Below are 14810 nucleotides of genomic sequence, written 5' to 3' on the forward strand. Positions count from 1 at the left end.
CTGCAGTACTGCATATAACAGGGGACGGCGAAACGGCGGACGCCGCAGACCCCAGGCCCGCAAGTAATCGATGAAAGGAAATCCGGTGGCACAGAAGGTTCAGGTCCTTCTTGTCGATGACCTCGACGGCGGCGAGGCGGACGAGACGGTGACGTTCGCGCTGGACGGCAAGACGTACGAGATCGATCTCACCACCGCGAATGCGGACAAGCTCCGTGGACTTCTCGACGCTTACGTGAAGGGCGGGCGCCGTACCGGTGGCCGTGCTTCGGGCGGTCGCGGAAAGGCGCGCGCCGCAACGGGCGGCAGCCAGGACACCGCGCAGATTCGCGCGTGGGCCAAGGAGAACGGCCACGACGTGAACGACCGCGGCCGAGTTCCCGCGGCCATTCGCGAGGCCTACGAGAAGGCCAACGGCTGAGCGCACGAGCGCCGCAGCCGTACCCGGTGGCACTGTGTGGCCACCGTGTCCACAAGTCGTACGAGATCAGGGGCGTGCCCAACGCCCCCCACGGCCGGCATTGTCGGCAGCGAGGCCTCGACCTCGCACCCCGGCTCGGGGGGTCGCAGCCATACGGCGGCCCCCTGCAAGGGACGCGAACTGCCCGCGGGGAGCGGTTGCGCCTTTGCGATCCCCGAGCCCGGCAGCGGTCCCCCTGCGGGCCTCGCCCCGGGGAACGACGGCGCCTCCATGTGCCCGTCCGCGCCCAGCGCCACCAGATCCAGCGCTGGCGCCAGAGCGCCCCACTCCAGCCAGTCCAGCAGCCCCGGTAGTTCCTCCGCGCTGCCCGCGGCCACCAGCAGCCGCATCCGGTCGCCCCGTACGGCCACCGGAGAGTCCGGGCCCAGCCGCCACAGCGCCGCGGCGCCGGCCTCGACCGGCACGTCCAGGACGTCGAAACGCAGGCCCGTGACGAGCCGTAGCGGCTCTCCGGGCACCGTGCGCCACTCCAGTTCGTTCTCGTACCAGTTCCGCTGCCGGTCGTCCGGATCGAGCGGGCGGCGGGGGAGCGGGACCGTGCCGAGAGGGGGGACTGTGCGAACCATGCCAAGAGCAACCGCCGAAGCGGGCCGGGAGTTACGCTGGGTGGTCCAACGAATGCGCTGGGTACGGGAAACGGGGGCGTTCGGGGGTGCGGCGCGGCGCAAGGTTGTTCGCCCGTAGCGGAGGGAACCGGTGCGAACGGCATGGAGTGTCAGTCCGTACGGGTAAGACAATCCCTAGTGGGAGGGGGCGACACGCAGAAAAGGGCGTCTCACGTTCGCCATCGGCGTACTCATGGTGAGGGTAACTGCCTGGCCTGCGGGAACATCGTCTCGCACCATCAGGTTGGAGCAGATGTCGGCGTTCGGGTTCAGGAGGCAGTGTTGGTTCTCGGTCCGGTGTCGGCAGTTGGAATGAGCGGTCCCCGCTTGCGGGACTAAGCTGCGGAAGGACAGGGAGGGGAGCGTCCCCTTACTGCCTGACCGCTCTGAGGAGCGATTAACGATGTTCGAGAGGTTCACCGACCGCGCGCGGCGGGTTGTCGTCCTGGCTCAGGAAGAAGCCCGGATGCTCAACCACAACTACATCGGCACCGAGCACATCCTCCTGGGCCTGATCCACGAGGGTGAGGGTGTCGCCGCAAAGGCCCTGGAGAGCCTCGGCATTTCGCTTGAGGCGGTCCGCCAGCAGGTGGAGGAGATCATCGGACAGGGCCAGCAGGCGCCGTCCGGTCACATCCCCTTCACTCCCCGAGCCAAGAAGGTCCTGGAGCTCTCGCTCCGCGAGGCCCTTCAGCTGGGCCACAACTACATCGGCACGGAGCACATCCTGCTCGGCCTGATCCGTGAGGGCGAGGGCGTCGCCGCCCAGGTCCTGGTCAAGCTGGGCGCTGATCTCAACCGTGTGCGGCAGCAGGTGATCCAGCTGCTCTCCGGTTACCAGGGCAAGGAGACCGCCACCGCCGGCGGCCCTGCGGAGGGCACCCCCTCGACGTCCCTGGTCCTCGACCAGTTCGGCCGGAACCTCACCCAGGCCGCTCGTGAGTCCAAGCTCGACCCGGTCATCGGGCGCGAGAAGGAGATCGAGCGGGTCATGCAGGTGCTGTCCCGCCGTACGAAGAACAACCCGGTCCTGATCGGTGAGCCCGGCGTCGGCAAGACCGCCGTCGTCGAGGGTCTCGCGCAGGCCATCGTCAAGGGCGAGGTGCCCGAGACCCTCAAGGACAAGCACCTCTACACCCTGGACCTCGGCGCGCTGGTCGCCGGCTCCCGCTACCGCGGTGACTTCGAGGAGCGCCTGAAGAAGGTCCTCAAGGAGATCCGCACCCGCGGCGACATCATCCTGTTCATCGACGAGCTGCACACGCTGGTCGGTGCGGGTGCCGCCGAGGGCGCCATCGACGCCGCTTCGATCCTGAAGCCGATGCTGGCCCGCGGTGAGCTGCAGACCATCGGTGCGACGACGCTGGACGAGTACCGCAAGCACCTGGAGAAGGACGCGGCCCTTGAGCGCCGCTTCCAGCCCATCCAGGTCGCCGAGCCGTCCCTGCCGCACACCATCGAGATCCTCAAGGGTCTGCGCGACCGGTACGAGGCGCACCACCGTGTCTCCATCACGGACGAGGCCCTCGTGCAGGCCGCCACGCTGGCCGACCGGTACATCTCGGACCGCTTCCTGCCGGACAAGGCGATCGACCTGATCGACGAGGCCGGTTCCCGGATGCGCATCCGCCGGATGACCGCGCCGCCGGATCTGCGCGAGTTCGACGAGAAGATCGCCGGCGTCCGCCGCGACAAGGAGTCCGCGATCGACTCGCAGGACTTCGAGAAGGCCGCCTCCCTCCGCGACAAGGAGAAGCAGCTCCTGGCCGCCAAGGCCAAGCGGGAGAAGGAGTGGAAGGCCGGCGACATGGACGTCGTCGCCGAGGTCGACGGCGAGCTGATCGCCGAGGTCCTCGCGACCGCCACCGGCATCCCGGTCTTCAAGCTCACGGAAGAAGAGTCCTCCCGGCTCCTCCGCATGGAGGACGAGCTCCACAAGCGGGTCATCGGCCAGAAGGATGCCGTCAAGGCGCTCTCGAAGGCGATCCGTCGTACGCGTGCGGGCCTCAAGGACCCGAAGCGTCCCGGTGGTTCGTTCATCTTCGCCGGCCCGTCCGGTGTCGGTAAGACCGAGCTGTCCAAGGCCCTCGCCGAGTTCCTCTTCGGTGACGAGGACGCGCTGATCTCCCTCGACATGTCGGAGTTCAGCGAGAAGCACACGGTGTCGCGGCTCTTCGGTTCGCCCCCCGGATACGTGGGCTACGAAGAGGGCGGCCAGCTCACGGAGAAGGTCCGTCGCAAGCCGTTCTCGGTCGTCCTCTTCGACGAGGTCGAGAAGGCCCACCCGGACATCTTCAACAGCCTTCTCCAGATCCTGGAGGACGGTCGCCTGACCGACTCCCAGGGCCGGGTCGTGGACTTCAAGAACACGGTCATCATCATGACGACCAACCTTGGAACCCGTGACATCTCGAAGGGCTTCAACCTGGGCTTCGCGGCCACGGGTGACACGAAGTCCAACTACGAGCGCATGAAGAACAAGGTCTCGGACGAGCTCAAGCAGCACTTCCGCCCCGAGTTCCTCAACCGCGTCGACGACGTCGTCGTCTTCCCGCAGCTCACGCAGGAGGACATCCTCAAGATCGTCGACCTGATGGTCGGCAAGGTCGACGAGCGCCTCAAGGACCGGGACATGGGCATCGAGCTCTCCTCGGCCGCGAAGGAGCTCCTCTCCAAGAAGGGTTACGACCCCGTCCTGGGCGCGCGTCCGCTGCGGCGCACGATCCAGCGCGAGATCGAGGACACGCTCTCGGAGAAGATCCTCTTCGGCGAGCTGCGTCCCGGTCACATCGTGGTCGTGGACGTCGAGGGCGAGGGCGACGCGAAGACCTTCACCTTCCGGGGTGAGGAGAAGTCGGCGCTTCCCGATGTGCCGCCGATCGAGGATGCCGCTGCCGGTGGCGCGGGTCCGAATTTGAGCAAGGAGGCGTAAGGCTCAGCGGTTTGGGTTTTACGGCTGGGAAAGGGGTCGGTGCTTTTGGCACCGGCCCCTTTTGCTTGTTCGTAGTTCGGGGGTGGGGTCAGAGGCGGTCGTCGGTTACTTCGGCGGTGGGGAAGATTTCGGTGTAGAGGTGACGTTCCTCTGTCGCCGTCGCTTCCAGGCTCAGGTACGCGACTTCTAGGGGCCAGCGGTCCGGGGAGTCGCGGAGGTCGATGCCGTAGATGGTGATGTGGTTGTGGCGCTCGGCGACGTACGGGAGGTAACGGCGTTCGAAGGTGCGGTCGTGGGTGCCGGGGCGTGGGCTGCGGGCGATCAACTCGTCGACGCGGGCGATCAGTTCGGCTTGCGTCCGGGTCTGTTCCACCAGCGTGCGGGCCACGAACGTCGACCTGCGAGTGAAGAACTCCAGGATCTGCAGGCCCACTCGGTGGCGTTGCCGAGGAAGTAGCGGGCGTCGGTGGAGAGTCCGGCGGGGGCCGCGGCGCCGTAATCCAACTGCCGTGCCAGGTGCCGGTGTCCGAGCCGTACGGCCTGGACATCGTCCATGTCCAGGTCGCCGAGGGCTAGCAGGCGGCGGGCCAACGCGTCGGCCACGGCGGTCTGTTCGTCGGGTGGGAAGGGGGCCTCGCCGGGGGATTCCACCGCCCGCGCCACCAGGTGGTCGGCGAGCTTGTGGACGTCCTTCTCCGTCAGGGTGCGTTTCTCGCCCTTGAAGGAGACGAGAGACGACAGGCGGATCGGTCTGTCGACCAGGCCGGCACCGGGGGCGTCGGGCACGAACAGCTTCTTCAGCAGGGTGTGATCAGGCCTGACGCCAGCTTGCCACCGAGTACCGCGGGCTCCATCCGCCGCCCCACCCCCGTCGTCGCGCGAACGGACGGAGCCTAACGGCTTACGACAACTGGCCGTCGTAGTCCGGCAGTTTGAAGGTCTTCTCGGCGTGGCCGCCCGACAGGTCGGTGGCGCTGTTGCCGATGTTCGCGATGATCGTGTAGCCCTTGCTCTCGATCGCGGTGCGCTGGGCCGTCTTGTAGTCGGCGACGTCCTTGAAGAGGTCGAGGAGGCCGCGTACGTAGAGGCCGTGGACGTCGTAGCCGTCGTGTTCGAGGTTGTACTCGGTCGGCAGGTAGATGATGCCGGGGCGGGCCGTGACGAAGAACAGCGAAACGCCGTGCTCCTGGGCGTACTTGGCGACCGCGAGGACCGGCTTGTTGGCAGGCTGCGGCCAGCTGAAGCCGAAGTCGGTCTCGAGGGTGGTGTTGTCGATGTCGAAGACGATCGCCTGCTTCTCGCCGGGCTTGGTGGCCGCGATCCGCTGCTTCAGGTAGGGCAGGGCCTGGTTCATCACCGTCTGGCAGTCGGTCTGCCACGTGGCGTAGTCCACGGTGGCGGCCGCCGAGGTGGTGCTCGTCGCGGCCTCCGCCGGGACGGTCAGCGTCGCGAGGGCGGCCGCGGTCACGGCGGCTATGGCGGTACGGCGGGCCCAGGGGCGTCGTCTCGTCATGGGGTGGGGGTTCCTCTCACGTCTGTGCGCTGCAGGTCGGTGCAGAAGGCATGGTCGCGGGCGCGGGTGGCGCGAGGGGAACCGTAAGGTTACTGAACGGTAGGTGTATAGAGGTCTGCGCCCCATTTCAGCGGTCGGTGATCGTCCCCGCCGGTGACAAGCCGCACAGGCGATTCGGGCCCTACTAGGGGAGATAGTCGCGCGGCCCAGTCGGGGCAAAAGGGACTTTTTTCTTGAGGCTCGTGGAACCGAATGACCGATTTCGCCCTCCAGGGGGTTGAATCGGGATGCACGGGCGCTCTGTCAAGAAGTGTGAAGTTTTGTGGTGAAGTACTAGGTTCCGTCGTAGAAGAGGGGTTTGGGGGTCCGCGGGGTCCGGGGTTACCAATGAACGTGCCATCCGGCGGCCGTCTGTGTGCCGGGTGGTTTTTCTGTCCCCGTCCCCCGTGAGGTTTCGATGTTCCAGCGCGCCACGTCCCGTTCTTCCCGTACGTCTTCGCTCCGCACCCGTGTGGCCGTCCTGGCCGTCGGACTGGGGGCCACCGCCGTGCTGGGTACCGGGGTCGCCAGCGCCGCCTCCTCGACCGTCGCGCCGAAGGCCGTCAGTGCGAAGGTCGCCGCCTCCTGGGTCGACCCGGTGAAGAAGTACACGCTGTCCGCGACCTTCGCCCAGGCCGGCAGCATGTGGCAGTCCACCCACAGCGGGCAGGACTTCGCCGTGGCCAGCGGTACCAACGTCATGGCCGCGCACGGCGGGACCGTCGTCAAGGCCGGCGGCAACGGCGCGGGCGACGGTGCCGCGTACGGCAACGCCATCGTCATCAAGCACGGCAACGGCACGTACTCCCAGTACGCCCACCTCTCGCGCATCGACGTGAAGGTCGGCCAGGTCGTCAGCACCGGTCAGCACATCGCGCTGTCCGGCAGCACCGGCAACTCCAGCGGCCCCCACCTGCACTTCGAGATCCGTACGACCGCCAACTACGGCTCGGCGATAGACCCGGTCGCGTTCCTGCGCGGCAAGGGTGTCTCTGTCTAGGAGCGCCTGGGGATCTACGCCCCTTACGGCTGCTTCGAGCCCGCGTGGGCCTGCGTGATCATGTCGGTGGCGACCTCCAGGACGGCCTTGCGCTTGTCCTCGGGGTCGCCTTCGAGGTCCTGCACGGCGAACATGCCTGCGTGCAGCGTGAAGATCGCGCTGAGCGAACGGACCTGGTCGACCAGGCTCGCCTCGGGGTCGATCACGATCTCCCGCAGGCCGCGCATCCGCTCCTTGAAGCGCTCGCCGATGCGCAGGTCCCGTACAGTCGCCTGGTTCTCCTGCATGAAGCGGAACAGCGGGGTCGCGCCGTCGAGCGCGACGGCGTAGCGCCGTACGATCTCCTGCTTGGTCTCCAGGGTGTGGGGCTGGCCGCGGCCCCACTCGATCAGGTCTTCGATCGGCTTCGTCAGGTCCTCGAAGATGCCGACGAGGATCTCTTCCTTGGTCTTGAAGTGGTAGTAGAGCGCCGCCTTCGTGACGTCCAGGTGCTCGGCGATCTCGCGCAGCGAGGTCTTCTCGTAGCCCTGCTCGGCGAAGAGTTCGAGCGCCACGTCCTGGATGCGCTGGCGGGTGTCTCCGCGACGCTGCCGCTTGGTGCCGTCCATGGTGCCGCCCATTCGTCTCATGCTCCAGCAAACTTACTTGACGCCCGGCTAGTTACGGGTCTACTTTCCCTGAGTGTAGTCAACTAGCCGGGCGGCAAGTAAGTAGCCGGCCGGGGGCAGTACAAGGGGAGTGGGAAAGATGGCGGACACACAGACGGTCGAGGCCGGGCCAGGGGCGCCCGGGCCGGGCGCGGACGGTAAACAGCCGAGGAGCGTGCGGGTCGTCCTGCTCGCGCTGATGATCACGATGATGCTCGCGATGCTCGACAACATGATCGTGGGTACGGCCATGCCGACGATCGTCGGTGAGCTGGGCGGTCTTGAGCACCTGTCGTGGGTCGTGACCGCGTACACGCTCGCCACGGCCAGCTCCACGCCCCTGTGGGGCAAGCTCGGTGACATGTACGGGCGCAAGGGCGCCTTCATGACCTCGATCGTGATCTTCCTGGCCGGTTCCGCGCTGAGCGGTATGGCGCAGGACATGGGGCAGTTGATCGGTTTCCGGGCCATCCAGGGTCTCGGTGCCGGTGGTCTGATGGTCGGCGTCATGGCGATCATCGGCGACCTCATCCCGCCGCGTGAGCGGGGCAAGTACCAGGGCATGATGGCCGGCGTCATGGCGCTCGCGATGATCGGCGGACCGCTGGTCGGCGGCACCATCACCGACAACTGGGGCTGGCGCTGGTCCTTCTACATCAACCTGCCGCTCGGCGTCATCGCGCTCGCCGCGATCAGTGCCGTGCTGCACCTCCCGAAGAAGCGGTCGCAGGCGCGCATCGACTACCTGGGTGCCGGGCTGCTGACCGTGGGCATCACCTCGATCGTGCTCGTCACCACGTGGGGCGGTTCGCAGTACGACTGGACGTCCGCGCGGATCATGGAACTGATCGGGCTCGGTGTGGCCTCGCTCGTCGGGTTCGTGTTCTGGCAGACCAAGGCCGCGGAGCCGGTCGTACCGCTGCACATCTTCCGCAGCCGCAACTTCACGCTGATGGCGATCATCGGCTTCATCACCGGGTTCGTGATGTTCGGGGCGACGCTGTTCCTGCCGCTGTACCAGCAGTCCGTGCAGGGCGCGTCCGCTACGAACTCGGGCCTGCTGCTTCTGCCGATGCTCGGCGCGATGCTCGTGACCTCGATGGTCGCGGGGCGCGTGACCACCAACACCGGTAAGTACAAGGTGTTCCCGGTCGTCGGCAGCGTTCTGATGGGTGTCGGCCTGTACCTGCTCTCGACCATGGACACCGATACGACCCGGGTCATGTCCGGTGTGTTCATGGCCGTCGTCGGGCTCGGCATGGGCTGTCTGATGCAGATCACCATGCTGGTCGCGCAGAACAGCGTGCAGATGAAGGACATGGGCGTCGCGTCCTCCACGAGCACGTTGTCCCGGACGCTGGGTTCGTCGTTCGGTGTCGCCATCATGGGGGCGCTGTTCAACAACCGGGTGCAGGACGTGATGACCGAGCGGGCGGGTGCGCTGGGGTCCAAGGTGACCGAGCAGTCCGCGACGCTCAACGCCGCGAGTCTGGCGAAGCTGCCGGCGGTGGCGCGGGAGGCGTATCAGCACGCGGTGTCTGCGGGTATCCACTCCGCGTTCCTGCTGGGGGCCGTGGTCGCTGTGGTCGCGATGATCGCCGCCGTGTTCGTGAAGGAGGTTCCGCTGAAGGGGGCGGGGCCGGCTGCGCCTAAGCCTGGCGAGGAAGCGGAAACGGTGGCGCCGGCGTCGATCGTCGAGGCCGTCTGATCCGCCGACAGTGAGCTGAAGGTCCCCCGGTTGGTGTCCGCCCCGGGGGGCCTTCTTTGTGTGTGTGTGAGTGAGTGTGGGTGTGGGGGCGGGGCGGGCGTTGGGTTGTGCGTTCGGCCGCGGGTCCGTTGCCGGGGGCTCTGCCCCCGGACCCCCGATCGGCCCTGAAGGGGCCTCGTCCTCAAACGCCGGACGGGCTGAATAATGCCGGCCTGAGTTGAGGGGTGCCGGACGGGCTGACTCATGCCGGCCTGAGTCGAGAGGTGTCGGACGGGCTGACTCATGCCAGCCTGCGTTTGAGGGGTGCCGGACCCCGGAGCCGCCGGATTCATCGGCCCGGTGTCGATGTCAGTGGGGCGTGCCACCATCGGTCGCATGGACAAAATGCGGCAGTTGCGTCTTGCCAAGGACGCCATGGATCGCGACTGGGCCGAGCCGGAGCTCGATCTGGGCGTGGTGGCCGCGCATGCCGGGTATTCGCGGTACCACTTCATCCGGGCCTTCAAGGAGGCGTACGGCGAGACGCCCGGGCAGTATCTGACGCACCGGCGGATCGAGCGGGCCGAGGAGATGCTCCGTAGCGCCGATCTGTCGGTGACGGAGATCTGCCATCTGGTCGGGTTCAGCAGCCTCGGTACGTTCTCGGCGCGGTTCAAGGCGCGGACCGGGCTGACGCCGAGTGAGTACCGGACCAAGCACGTGGGTCGCGGGGCCGCGCTCATCCCCGGGTGCTACGCGATGCTCTGGGCCGGCGGTTTCCCCGCCGCAACTTTGAAGAAGCGTCGCGACGTCCGCCCTGCCTACGGTGATGAGCAGGAAGCCGGCTCGACATCGACCTCGGCATCAACCTCGTCCGACAGGAGTGCGGAGTCATGATCCAAGGCTTGGGCATCGCCACCGTGTGGACCTTCGACCAGCAGCGCAGCAAGGCCTTCTTCACCGAGAAACTCGACTTCGAGGTGCGCGACGACATCTCGATGGGCGACATGCGGTGGGTCACCGTCGGCGCCAAGAACCAGCCCGGCCTCGCGCTCACGCTGATGAGCCTGGACGGGCCGGGCCTGGACCCCGAGTCCGCCGAGGCGTTGAAGAAGCTGATCAGCAAGGGGGTGCTGGGGGCCGGGGCGTTCACGACCGATGACTGCCGCGGTGATCACGCGACCTTCAAGGCGCGCGGGGTCGAGTTCCTCCAGGAGCCGACCGAGCGGCCGTACGGCATCGAGGCCATCTTCCGTGACGACAGCGGCAACTGGTACTCGCTGACCGAGCGCAGCGCGGAAATGGACTTCTCGAAGGACTTCGGATGAGCCGGGAGCAGTCGGTGGCGGAGGTCGAGCCGGACCACACGGCGGTGCGGGTCGCCCTGTGGCGGGCCCTGCACGTCCAGGCCGATCCGCCGCCGCACGTCATCGAGGACGAGGTCGGGCTGCGGCTCGCGGACCCCGGGGACGACTGGCGCGAGCGTCCCGACATGGACGTCGAGGCCACGCGGCGTATCCGGGCGTCGATCGTGGCCCGGGCCCGCTACGTCGAGGACGTGGTGGAGGAGCAGGCCGGGAGGGGTGTGGAGCAGTACGTCATCCTCGGCGCCGGTCTCGACACCTTCGCCCAGCGGCGGCCCGAACTCGGCGCGAAATTGCGGGTGTTCGAGGTCGAGCAGCCCGGCACGCAGGCCTGGAAGCGGCGACGGCTGACGGAACTGGGGTACGACATCCCGGACTGGCTGCGGTTCGTACCGGTCGACTTCGAGGGCGACTGGTGGGGTCAACTGGCCGCCGCCGGGCTCGACATGGGGCGGCCCGCCGTCGTGGCCGCGACCGGCGTGACCATGTACCTCACCCTGGACGCCATCACCACCATGTTCCGCCGGGTCGCCGGTCTCGCCCCGGGCTCCACCCTGGTCACCACGTTCCTACGACCCGTGGACGACGTGGAGCCGGAGCAGCGCGCGCAGTTGGAGGTCGCGGTACGTGGCGCCCGTGCCGCGGGCACACCGTTCCTGAGCTTCTTCACCCCGGAACAGATGCTGGAGCTGGGGCGGGAGTGCGGGTTCCGGTGCGTACGGCATGTGCCCGCCGCGGAGCTTGCGGAGCGGTATTTCGGGGGCCGGGTGGAGGGGGCTGCGCCGTCTCGGGGGGAGGAGGTGATGGTGGGGAGTACGTGAGGGCGGGCTGGCGGTGGGGAGTTGGGGAGGGTCCCCAGGCGGGGAGCGCGTGAGGGGCCTGCTCGCCGAAGCCTCAACGGCCCCACGGGGCACCCGCCGACGCCCCCTACGGCAACATCGGATAACTCCCCGTACTCGTAGGCGCATGCTCCGGCAGCCACAGCACCGCCACCGCGCCCTCCGCCGGTATGTGGTCCGGTGCGCCCGCGGGGCGGACGTTGCGGAAGGTCAGGCGGGCGCCGAGGACGCGGGCCTGGCCGGCGGCGATGGTCAGGCCCAGGCCGTGGCCGTGGCCCGCGCGGTCCTTGCTGCCGGTGCGGAAGCGGCTCGGGCCCTCCGCGAGGAGTTCCTCGGGGAAGCCGGGGCCGTGGTCGCGGACCCGGATGACCCGGCCCTCGACGGAGACCTCGATCGGCGGCTTGCCGTGGCGGGCCGCGTTGGCGAGGAGGTTGAACAGGACGCGTTCCAGGCGGCGCGGGTCCGTCGTCACCTCCGACTCGTGCACGACGTGCACCACCGCGTCCGGGTCCTTCGCGATCACCCGGCGGCTCACGAAGTCGCCCAGCATGAGGTCCTGCAACTCGGCCCGCTCGGACGCCCCGTCGAGCCGGGCGACCTCCAGCACGTCCTCGACCAGCGTGCGCATCGCCTTCGCGCGGTCCAGGACCAGTTCGGTCGGGCGGCCCGGGGGGAGGAGTTCGGCCGCGGTCAGCAAGCCCGTCACCGGGGTGCGCAGCTCGTGTGCGATGTCAGCCGTGACTCGGCGTTCCGCCTCAAGTCGCTGCTGCAGCGCGTCCGTCATCGCGTCCACCGCACGCGCGAGGTCGTCGGTCTCGTCCCGCACGACCCCGCCGATCGCGTCCCGCACCCGTACGTCCGTCTCGCCCTTGGCGACCTGGTTCGCCGCGGCCGCCGCCTTGCGCAGCCGGCGCGAGAGCTGGCCGCCGATCAGCACACCGAGCGCGCTGCCCCCGAGCACGGCCGCGATCGAGCCGATCACCAGGGCCTGGTCGAGGTCCTTGAGGATGTCCGTGCTGCGGTCGGTGAACCCGGTGTGCAGGGACATGACGTGGCCGTCCTTGAGCGGTACGGCCGCCCAGATGTCCGGCACCCCGTGCGGCCGGTCGGTGACGTACGTCGCCCGGCGGCCCTCCTCGACCTTCTCGCGCAGCGCCGGCGGCAGATTCGGGTCGTCGATCTTGATGCTGGGGAAGTTCGGCCGCCCGGACAGTTCGTAGTTGCGCTGGGCGATCTGGACGCGTTCGTCCGCGAGGTCGCGCGCGTTGTCCAGCATCGAGACCCGGGCCGCGTTGTGCACGACCAGGCTGAGCGCGATCGCGACCAGCGTGCCGACCAGCGCGATGGCCGCGCTGAGCTTCCATCTCAGGCCCGTACGGATGCCCGCTCTGTCCATGAACGACGGGACCCTGCGCCGTGAATTCCCCCGCATACCCCTGCTCAGGCCTTCAACTTGTAGCCGAAGCCGCGGACCGTCTCGATCCGGTCCTGGCCGATCTTCGTCCGCAGCCGCTGCACATGGACGTCCACGACCCGGGTGTCACCGCCCCAGCCGTAGTCCCACACCCGCTCCAGCAGCTTGTCGCGGGACAGCACCGTGCCCGGCGCCGACGAGAACTCCAGCAGCAGCCGCATCTCGGTCGGCGTCAGCGCCACCGGCTGCCCGGCCCGGCGCACCTCCATGCCCTCGGTGTCGATCTCCAGGTCCCCGAAGGTCAGCACCCCGCCGCCGACCGGCGCCGCCTCCGCGTCCGCCGTACGGTCGCTGCCGCTCGCGTGTCCGAAGCGGCGCAGGACCGCGCGGATGCGGGCGACCAGGACGGCGCCGTCGAAGGGCTTCGTGACGTAGTCGTCGGCGCCCGCCTCCAGGCCGAGTACGACGTCGATCGAGTCCGCGCGTGCCGACAGCATGATCACCGGGACCGTGGAGTCGTCCCGGATGCGGCGGCACAGGCTCACCCCGTCCAGGCCCGGGACCATCACGTCCAGCAGCGCGATGTCGGGGCGGTCGGCCCGGAACGCCTCCAGGCCCGACAGCCCGTCGGGCATGGCGGTGACCACGAAGCCGTCCCGCTCCAGGGCGAGTTGGGTGGCCTCGCGGATGACGTCGTCGTCCTCGACGAACAGGACGTGGGTCTGGTCTGCCATCCCGGTGCTCTCAGTCCTCGTGTGGGTCGATCTCAAGCATGGGACGCCTGGGACGGCGTCCGCGTTCACTGAAGCATCGGATCAGGGCGGCCGATCGGTTCAGTCCCGACCGGTTCGGTTCCGGTCAGTTCTTGCTCGGAGTGGGCGAGGCGTCGCCCCCGACCGCGTTGCTGTACTCGTTGTGGGTGCTGTACTCCTGGACGAAACGGCCCGAGGTCCAGCGGTACGTGATCACGTTCTCCCCGGAGGGACTCGACACCGGGTCGCCCTTCTCGTACACCTGCTTGGTGACGACCAGATCGCCGCGGTCTATCTCCGCGTAGACCGGGGGTTCCTCGGCCTTGAACACATTCTCGTACGTCCCGCCCTTGTCGCGATACACGTACGAGCCGATCCCCACCGCATCGCCGCAGGTCATCACGTTGACGACGACGTCGTTCGCGGTGCCGCCGGTCAGTACGCCGTACGACACGTCGACCGCGTACTCGTCGGCGACGCACGGCTTCAGCTCGTGCTTGACCGCCGCCGAGACCTTCGGGTCGTCCATGACGAGCTTGACCGCGTCCACGTGGTCGTCGACGGTCGCGGAGGGCGAGGGGGACTTGGCCTCCGCGACGCCCGCCACCGAGTCGGAGTGCGCCGGGCCCTCGTCACGGGCACCCGTGCCGCCGGTGGCGCAGCCGGACACCAAAAGGGCGAGGGCGGCGAGCACGGCCAGCGCCGCGAACGCCGCCTCGAAGCTTCCGCGCACCCTGCCGGGCCCGGGGACGCTGTTCAGCCCGGGCCCAGGGGTGTCGTCGCTCAGGCCGCGCAACGCTCCCGCTCCTCACGCTCCAGCGCGCGTGCGTCCAGGTCGCGGGCCTCCAGCTCCTCCCGGAGCCGGGCGAGCGCCCGGTGCAGCGTGCTCTTGACCGTACCGGCCGACATGCCCAGGGCGGCGGCCGTCTCTTCGGTGGACATCTGCTCCCAGTGTCGCAGGACGACAACACTGCGCTGTTTCGGTGCGAGAACTTTCATGATGTCCATAAGAAGCGCCCGGTCCGCGTGCTGCTCGGTCGCGTCGTCGACGCTCGCGTCGGGCAGCTGCTCGGTGGGGACCTCTTCCAGCTTGCGGGCCCGCCACCACTCGGTCCGCGTGTTGATCATGACGCGGCGCAGGTACGCGTCCGCGAGGCGCTTGTCCTCGATGGTCTCCCAGCGGCCGTACGTCCGTACCAGCGCCGTCTGGAGCAGGTCCTGGGCGTCGACCGGGTCCGGTACCAGCCGGCGGGCGCTGCGCAGCAGCGCGTCCTGTCGGGTGCGGACGTACTCCTCGAATTCGAGCACCTCGCCCTGCGCCATGATCAACCGCCTCCATCCCCGTTTCCGACCCGCCTGCTGCCGGTTGTCCTCTGCTGCTGTCCCGCCGGTCTGCGGTACACAAATGAAGTTACGGAGGGGTTGTCACGGCACTGTGCGGAGCAGCCTGCGGAGAGCGCTCGGCTGTCCGTCGGTTGTGTAACGGAAGTAGGTCCGGGGTAAGGGGGGTGGGTTGTTGGGGTGGGTATGGGGTGTT

14 protein-coding genes and 1 pseudogene are annotated in these 14810 nt (G+C 68.3%); 7 read left to right on the forward strand and 8 right to left on the reverse strand.

Annotated features, from left to right (window positions below; all coding sequences use genetic code 11):
* Positions 1–85 precede the first annotated feature (85 nt).
* Complete coding sequence (locus OG496_RS32215; protein WP_033286117.1) at positions 86–421, forward strand: Lsr2 family protein; 336 nt, start codon at positions 86–88, stop codon at positions 419–421.
* On the opposite strand, the gene OG496_RS32220 is transcribed toward OG496_RS32215, so the two are convergent.
* A complete protein-coding gene (locus tag OG496_RS32220; protein WP_405973421.1) occupies positions 400–1047 on the reverse strand; it encodes an SCO3374 family protein in 648 nt (215 codons plus the stop codon). The two genes, OG496_RS32215 and OG496_RS32220, sit on opposite strands and share 22 nt — an antisense overlap.
* Positions 1048–1489: 442 nt before the next feature.
* Between OG496_RS32220 and OG496_RS32225 the strand changes: the two genes are divergently transcribed.
* Complete coding sequence (locus OG496_RS32225) at positions 1490–4018, forward strand: ATP-dependent Clp protease ATP-binding subunit (protein WP_019064247.1); 2529 nt, start codon at positions 1490–1492, stop codon at positions 4016–4018.
* Between the two features lie 142 nt (positions 4019–4160).
* Here OG496_RS32225 and OG496_RS32230 read toward each other — a convergent pair.
* Together OG496_RS32230 and OG496_RS32235 are read right to left on the reverse strand one after the other, a co-directional pair.
* Positions 4161–4872, reverse strand: a pseudogene (locus tag OG496_RS32230) (ATP-binding protein); the annotation flags it as partial.
* Between the two features lie 47 nt (positions 4873–4919).
* On the reverse strand, positions 4920–5531 hold the full coding sequence (locus OG496_RS32235; protein ID WP_405973422.1) for an HAD family acid phosphatase: 612 nt from the start codon (positions 5529–5531) through the stop codon (positions 4920–4922).
* A gap of 457 nt (positions 5532–5988) precedes the next feature.
* Here OG496_RS32235 and OG496_RS32240 point away from each other — a divergent pair, with 457 nt between their 5' ends.
* Positions 5989–6570: a M23 family metallopeptidase gene (locus OG496_RS32240; RefSeq protein ID WP_366497609.1), complete on the forward strand. Its 582-nt coding sequence runs from the start codon at positions 5989–5991 to the stop codon at positions 6568–6570.
* A gap of 23 nt (positions 6571–6593) precedes the next feature.
* Here the strand turns inward: OG496_RS32240 and OG496_RS32245 are convergent, their stop codons facing one another.
* The gene (locus OG496_RS32245) at positions 6594–7190 is read right to left on the reverse strand and encodes a TetR/AcrR family transcriptional regulator (RefSeq protein WP_366497610.1); all 597 of its coding nucleotides are present in this window, start codon (positions 7188–7190) and stop codon (positions 6594–6596) included.
* A gap of 127 nt (positions 7191–7317) precedes the next feature.
* On the opposite strand from OG496_RS32245, the gene OG496_RS32250 reads away from it, so the two are divergent.
* The 4 genes from OG496_RS32250 to OG496_RS32265 all read left to right on the forward strand — a co-directional run bounded on the left by OG496_RS32250 (position 7318) and on the right by OG496_RS32265 (position 11089).
* Complete coding sequence (locus tag OG496_RS32250; protein WP_405973423.1) at positions 7318–8925, forward strand: MDR family MFS transporter; 1608 nt, start codon at positions 7318–7320, stop codon at positions 8923–8925.
* A gap of 384 nt (positions 8926–9309) precedes the next feature.
* Positions 9310–9801, forward strand: a complete 492-nt coding sequence (locus OG496_RS32255; RefSeq protein WP_405976754.1) for a helix-turn-helix transcriptional regulator — start codon at positions 9310–9312, stop codon at positions 9799–9801.
* Positions 9798–10232, forward strand: a complete 435-nt coding sequence (locus tag OG496_RS32260) for a VOC family protein (protein WP_366497612.1) — start codon at positions 9798–9800, stop codon at positions 10230–10232. The genes OG496_RS32255 and OG496_RS32260 overlap by 4 nt, the downstream gene beginning before the upstream one ends.
* Positions 10229–11089: a class I SAM-dependent methyltransferase gene (locus OG496_RS32265; protein WP_405973424.1), complete on the forward strand. Its 861-nt coding sequence runs from the start codon at positions 10229–10231 to the stop codon at positions 11087–11089. Before OG496_RS32260 ends, OG496_RS32265 begins: the two co-directional genes overlap by 4 nt.
* A 106-nt stretch (positions 11090–11195) precedes the next feature.
* Here the strand turns inward: OG496_RS32265 and cseC are convergent, their stop codons facing one another.
* From cseC to OG496_RS32285, 4 genes are all read right to left on the reverse strand, one after another.
* A complete protein-coding gene (gene cseC / locus OG496_RS32270) occupies positions 11196–12539 on the reverse strand; it encodes a two-component system sensor histidine kinase CseC (protein ID WP_366497614.1) in 1344 nt (447 codons plus the stop codon).
* Between the two features lie 8 nt (positions 12540–12547).
* A complete protein-coding gene (gene cseB / locus OG496_RS32275; RefSeq protein WP_405973425.1) occupies positions 12548–13255 on the reverse strand; it encodes a two-component system response regulator CseB in 708 nt (235 codons plus the stop codon).
* A gap of 124 nt (positions 13256–13379) precedes the next feature.
* On the reverse strand, positions 13380–14069 hold the full coding sequence (locus OG496_RS32280) for a hypothetical protein (RefSeq protein WP_405973426.1): 690 nt from the start codon (positions 14067–14069) through the stop codon (positions 13380–13382).
* The gene (locus OG496_RS32285) at positions 14057–14596 is read right to left on the reverse strand and encodes a SigE family RNA polymerase sigma factor (protein ID WP_019064956.1); all 540 of its coding nucleotides are present in this window, start codon (positions 14594–14596) and stop codon (positions 14057–14059) included. Before OG496_RS32285 ends, OG496_RS32280 begins: the two co-directional genes overlap by 13 nt.
* Positions 14597–14810: the final 214 nt, after the last annotated feature.

The sequence above is a fragment of the Streptomyces sp. NBC_00988 genome, assembly GCF_045162645.1.
Lineage (GTDB): Bacteria > Actinomycetota > Actinomycetes > Streptomycetales > Streptomycetaceae > Streptomyces.

Coding starts and splice junctions, on each gene's coding strand:
- OG496_RS32220 (WP_405973421.1), bottom strand. CDS start 1,047: ATGGTTCGCACAGTCCCCCCTCTCGGCACGGTCCCGCTCCCCCGCCGC.
- OG496_RS32225 (WP_019064247.1), top strand. CDS start 1,490: ATGTTCGAGAGGTTCACCGACCGCGCGCGGCGGGTTGTCGTCCTGGCT.
- OG496_RS32235 (WP_405973422.1), bottom strand. CDS start 5,531: ATGACGAGACGACGCCCCTGGGCCCGCCGTACCGCCATAGCCGCCGTG.
- OG496_RS32240 (WP_366497609.1), top strand. CDS start 5,989: ATGTTCCAGCGCGCCACGTCCCGTTCTTCCCGTACGTCTTCGCTCCGC.
- OG496_RS32245 (WP_366497610.1), bottom strand. CDS start 7,190: ATGGGCGGCACCATGGACGGCACCAAGCGGCAGCGTCGCGGAGACACC.
- OG496_RS32250 (WP_405973423.1), top strand. CDS start 7,318: ATGGCGGACACACAGACGGTCGAGGCCGGGCCAGGGGCGCCCGGGCCG.
- OG496_RS32255 (WP_405976754.1), top strand. CDS start 9,310: ATGCGGCAGTTGCGTCTTGCCAAGGACGCCATGGATCGCGACTGGGCC.
- OG496_RS32260 (WP_366497612.1), top strand. CDS start 9,798: ATGATCCAAGGCTTGGGCATCGCCACCGTGTGGACCTTCGACCAGCAG.
- OG496_RS32265 (WP_405973424.1), top strand. CDS start 10,229: ATGAGCCGGGAGCAGTCGGTGGCGGAGGTCGAGCCGGACCACACGGCG.
- cseC (WP_366497614.1), bottom strand. CDS start 12,539: ATGCGGGGGAATTCACGGCGCAGGGTCCCGTCGTTCATGGACAGAGCG.
- cseB (WP_405973425.1), bottom strand. CDS start 13,255: ATGGCAGACCAGACCCACGTCCTGTTCGTCGAGGACGACGACGTCATC.
- OG496_RS32285 (WP_019064956.1), bottom strand. CDS start 14,596: ATGGCGCAGGGCGAGGTGCTCGAATTCGAGGAGTACGTCCGCACCCGA.